2 protein-coding genes are annotated in these 5,291 nt (G+C 45.7%); one reads left to right on the top strand and one right to left on the bottom strand.

The annotated features are described in order from the left end of the window. Positions 1 to 224: 224 nt before the first annotated feature. Positions 225 to 3,245 carry an exonuclease subunit SbcC gene (gene sbcC, locus ACLGGO_RS34975; RefSeq protein WP_446422767.1) on the bottom strand — a complete coding sequence of 1,007 codons (3,021 nt, stop codon included), beginning with the start codon at positions 3,243 to 3,245 and terminating at the stop codon, positions 225 to 227. 422 nt (positions 3,246 to 3,667) lie between these two features. Between sbcC and ACLGGO_RS34970 the strand changes: the two genes are divergently transcribed. Next, positions 3,668 to 5,291 (top strand): two-partner secretion domain-containing protein (locus ACLGGO_RS34970; protein ID WP_446422766.1); only part of this gene is annotated, 1,624 nt, incomplete at its 3' end.

Here is a 5,291-nt window from a genome sequence, read left to right as displayed (position 1 = left end):
TGAAGAAATGGGCTTAAATCCTTGTCTGGTAAGGTTTCTGCTATTCGCAATCACGCCTTTTGTGAGAAATGCGGGGTTAGAACAATAAAATTGGGTGGAAAGGCAAGAGGGAAAACGCTCTCTGGTTTATTCGGAATTTATAATTTATTAGAATTTAAATGATAAACATCAAAGAATTAGAACCGCAACTGCTTGCGCTAAAGCCGACTGAAAAATTTTAAGGGTTACATTAACAAACTTAATTGAGAACCTTGCTCGGTTTTTCGTACTTCAATTCGTGTCTGAAAGGCTTCTTTAAACTGGGGCATGTGGGTTACAGTTAAAATACAAGCAAAATCAGACGCGATCGCGTTAATCGCGGCAATCAATCGCTCACACCCTTCGGCGTCTTGCGTACCAAAGCCTTCATCGACAATCAGCATTTGCAAGGAAGTTCCCGCTCTCTGCGCTAAGAGTCGGGCTAGGGCGAGGCGAATGGCAAAGTTAATCCGGAAGGCTTCACCCCCAGAATAGGTTTCATAAGGGCGCGTTCCTCTGGCGTCAGCGATTAAAATATCGAGGGTATCGATGAGTTTACTTTTGCGCTTTGATGCCCGTTTTCCGGCTTTTTGGGTAACAATTTGGACGTGTAACTGATTTCCGGTGAGTCGCGATAGAATTTGATTGGCTTCTGCCTCTAATTGGGGTAAAATATTTTCAATCATCAGCGTCTGGATACCATTTTTCCCAAAGGCTTTGGCTAGTTCCTGATGCACTCGATATTGCCGTTGTAAAGTTTTAACCTGTTCCGTTTGCTCTTGATATTGAGTTTGCAGAGTATCCAGTTGAGTTAAGCGCTGTTGTAATCGCCCAACTTGGGATAGGTGTTCGTCCAGTTGTCGGCGTCGCTGTAGGATGCGCTGTTCCAGTATTTGCAAGTCGCGGCTGGTGTCGGGATACTGCTCCAATTGCTTGACAATTTCCGCTAATTGTGTGTTCAGCGCTTCCCGATCGCCTTGTCGCTTGGCTAGGGTTTGAGTCAGGCTATCTAATCGTTGACAGATTTGAGGATAGTGTTCCTGGGCTTTGGTTAATTCTTGATGGCGTAGTTGCCAAGATTGAGCTTGTCGCAGGGAGGTGCACAGTTGGTTGTGAGTGTCTAAGTTATAGCCAATTTCGCGAATTTGTTCCTCGATCGCATCGAGTTCCTGTTTTAGGGGAGAGGTGCTTTGTAACTCCTCTAGGGATTGGTTTAGCTGATCGAGTTGGGCTTGCAGTTGGGGTTGTTGTTCCTGAATTTTCTCTAGGCGTCGCTGGGCGTCTTCGAGTTTGGCTTGGCGGATTTCCGCCCAACGCCAACGATCGACTTCTCCGCGTGCGAGGGCGTGGGTTTGTTCGTTGTAGTTTAGCTGTTGTAGTTGGCTATCTAAGGTTTGTAGTTGGGTTTGGATATCTAGGGCGTAGGTTCCCTCACTTAGCGATCGCTCCAGTTGTTTCTTTTCTTCGGAGATGTCGTAGAGGCGATCATACACTTCATCGGTGGCTTCGAGTCGGGCTTCGAGTTGTCCCCGTTGTTCGAGTAATTGTTCAAACGGTGCTAATTCTTGGGAGAGTTGGGCGTATTCTTGACGTAAGACTTGCAGTTCCCGTTCACAAACCGCTAGCTGTTCTCGCACCACCCAGAATTGATCTTGGATTTCCTGTTGTTCGGTTGTCGTTTTTTGGATAACGTGGTGGGAATGGGTTTCATCTAAGGCGCGATCGCACAGGGGACAAACAGCGTCCTGAACCTGTAACATTTGGATTTTCTGGGTAAGTTCGGCGAGTTGTTTTTCATAACGGCGCTGGCTTTCTTGCAGTCGTTCTTGAAAGCTGCGGCGTTCGAGTCCTTTTTCTTGTACGCGCTGTTGATAAACTTTCTTTTTTTCTAAGGTACTGATTTCGGCGACAACGTGCAGAACTGTTTGTCGCAGTTGGGGAGTTGTGGCGATTTGGTGAGATAATTGATCTTCTGAGGCGTTGAGTTCATCTAAACGGGCGCTGAGGCGGGCGTGGATGCGATCTAATTCGCTTTGCAAGGCGGCGCGGCGTTGCAGAATGGGGGAAACGTCGAGTTGAAGTTGATCCAGGTGATTGAGGCGGGTACGGGCGGTGTTGAGTTTTTCCAAGGCTTCAGCCACATCTGCAGAACGAGTGAGCATTTGGTGAATTTCTTGTTCTTGGGGACGCAGGGCGTCGAGTTGGGCTTGGGTTTGGCGGATTTGCAGATTCAATTCCTGAATCTGTTGGTTAAGTTGCTGTTGTAGCTGCTGTTTTTGTCGGTGGGCGTTTTGATCTGCGTGGAACTTTTGGCTGAGACTCTCTTCTCGCTGTTGCAGTGTCAGATAATCGGAATAACCGGCAGTAATTTGGTCGTTTTGGTCGAGAATGGTGGCTAATTGCTGCTTTTGGGTTTCGGTGGTGGTAATATCCTGATGCAGGCGATCACATTCTTGGGTGAGATTTTGGTATTGCTGGCGAACAAAGGTGAGTTGTTGTTCCCAGGTGTGGCGTTGGTGTTTGAGAGATTGCAGGTGGTGCAGTTGGGTTTGGTCGGTTTCGTGGTCTTGGCGTAGTTGCTGTAGGGTGGTTTGAGTGGCGTCTTGTTGCTCCTGCGTCGCGTCTCGTTCCTCTAATTGCTGCTGAATGGCTTGTAAACTAGATTCGAGTTGCTCGGCTTGACCTTTGAATTGGCGGGATAAATCCTTTGCTTGATCCGCTAAGGTTTCGTATTGATCCAGTTTCAATAAATCAGCTAAGATTTGTTTGCGTTCCGAGGGACGCCGTAGCATAAATTCATCCGCACGCCCCTGACGCAAGTAAGCGGAGTTAATAAAGGTATCATAATCCAGCTTAAGATGATGCAAGATAAGCTGTTGAGTTGCCCGTAATCCTTTTTCAGTTAAGGAACGAAATCCATCGGGCGTTTCAATTTGAAATTCCAGGGAACTGCTTTGTCCCCGTTGCTTGCTCCGAATCACCCGATGGGTTTGTTGGTTATTATGGAAGATGAAGTCTACCCGTACATTTTTCGCTCCGGCATGGATTAAATCATCTTCCGACGCGGCACGGCATTGTCCCCAAATCGCCCAGGTGATTGCTTCGAGGAGAGAAGATTTCCCAGCACCATTGGCGCCACAGATACAAGCCGTATGCAGTCCGCGAAAGTCGAGAGTCGCTTCACGGTAGCTTAAAAAATTTTTCAGGGTCAGTTTCAGGGGAATCATGCAGGCTGGAATGCCATTGAAATTAGGGATGCAAGAAAATTGTCAGTACATACGCACGCTCTCCATAGTTTATAGACGCCGGGATGCGGATTATAGCCTTTTTCTCGACAATTTTACAATATTTAATATAATAGGAGTCTAGGAGAAACTGCTCAAAAAAGTAAGTATCAGTTACTCTCACTGGCTCAAAATGCAGCGTTAGCCCTCAAAAATCATTAAACCTGTGGAAAGAAAAATCACTTTTGACAGGGTAATGAAAAAGAAAGGGTAAAATTGTATACAATAATAGAATAGCCAGAGTCAAGATCAAGAAAATCCTTCCTGCTACCTACCGCAACGGTTCTGGTTAGCTACAACATCAGGGAAAGTGATAACACCAGCAGTTAGGGGACTCAGCATTTACTGTTTTTCAAGTGAGCCAGATGAAAAGAGCTGTACGCCGAATAAGTCAATCACTGGCAGCCCTCTATAGTCTAACAGGACTTATGGGCTTTGCTAAGGTTGCCCAAGCACAAGTTACCGAAGATAATACAACGGGTAATAGAACGATTGTTACCCCAAATGGCAATCAATTTGGCATTACAGGTGGCGTTGAAGCTGGCAGTAATCTGATTCACAGCTTTGGAGAGTTTAGTCTGGATTCAGAACAAAGTGCTATTTTTAATGTCAATTCTAATATTCAAAACATTCTAAGTCGGGTTACAGGTGGCAATCTGTCTCAAATCAATGGACTCATCGAAGTCTTGGGAGGAACGAGCAGTACCAATCTGTTTTTGATGAATCCGGCTGGTATCGTTTTTGGTCAAGGCGCAAGTCTGGATGTGCCCGGTTCCTTTACCGCGACAACGGCTACAGCGATTGGTTTAGATTCAGGCTGGTTTAAGGCAACAGGTCCAATTGACCTGAGTATAACTAATCTTAGCGGAACTCCTAACAATTATTTTGCCTTCGATACATCTGAGCCAGGAGCGATTATTAACTCGGCTGATCTGGAAGTTAAGAATGGGAACTTAACCTTAATCGGTGGTACAGTTGCCAGTGAGGGTAATCTTTCAGCGCCCAATGGTCAAATTACTATTGCAACTGTACCAGGCGATAGTGTAGTCCGCCTAACTCAACCCGGGATGGTTTTGAGTCTTGAGATTGACCGCCCAGACTATTCAGGCTCTGCTCCAATTCCTCTGACTAATATACCGGCTTTAATCACCGGCGGAAATTTACAAAATGCGACAACTTTAGCACTCAATAGTCAGGGACAAGTCGTATTGAGCGGTTCGGGCATCCAAATTGGAGATGTTGTCTCTACTGACACGATTACAGCATCGACGGGAATCAATATCAATTCAAATCGCAGCATTACAACAGCCAAGCTTGACACCAGTAATTCAGATCAGGATAGTGCGGGTTCAATCTCACTGTTGGCTCAACGGGACATTACAACTGGCGATATAACTACAGATGATAACAGTAATGGCTCGGCTGGTGATGTAACCTTGTATGTATCAGAACAAGGAAATATCATAACAGGTGAAATAAGAGTGCAGAATCAGCAGCAAGGTGATGCTGGTGATGTAACTATATCCACAGATGACGGGAACATTAACATAAAAAATATTTTTGCCCAAAATCATGCGCCTCAGAATAACCCTGGTGGAAGTAGTTCCGTAATCTTATCTACTGCTACTGGCTCTATTAATATCCAAGGAAACATCAGGGTAGCAAATGATGCGGCAAATCCAAATAATTCTCCTATTGAACATGGAACTGTACAGTATTATAATCCGGAGCCACCCGAGTCCAACTCCAACATCGATCCAAATAGCTCCACCTATAATCGCAATATAATCCAGCCAAATGACGTTGCACCTGAAAAGCTGGATAGTCATTTCACTCCAGCAACTCCGCCACAGTCTTTGCTAACAGAGAACTTACCACCGAATCCACCACCAACAACAGAGCAACCTAACCAACCACCAACAACAGAGCAACCTAACCAACCACCAACAACAGAGCAACCTAACCAACCACCAACAACAGAGCAACCTA

It is taken from the genome of Coleofasciculus sp. (genome assembly GCF_046565525.1).
Lineage (GTDB): Bacteria > Cyanobacteriota > Cyanobacteriia > Cyanobacteriales > Coleofasciculaceae > Coleofasciculus.
Note: the sequence above shows the minus strand (reverse complement) of the source record. Positions and strands in the feature narration are given on the sequence as shown.

Coding starts and splice junctions, on each gene's coding strand:
- sbcC (WP_446422767.1), bottom strand. CDS start 3,245: ATGATTCCCCTGAAACTGACCCTGAAAAATTTTTTAAGCTACCGTGAA.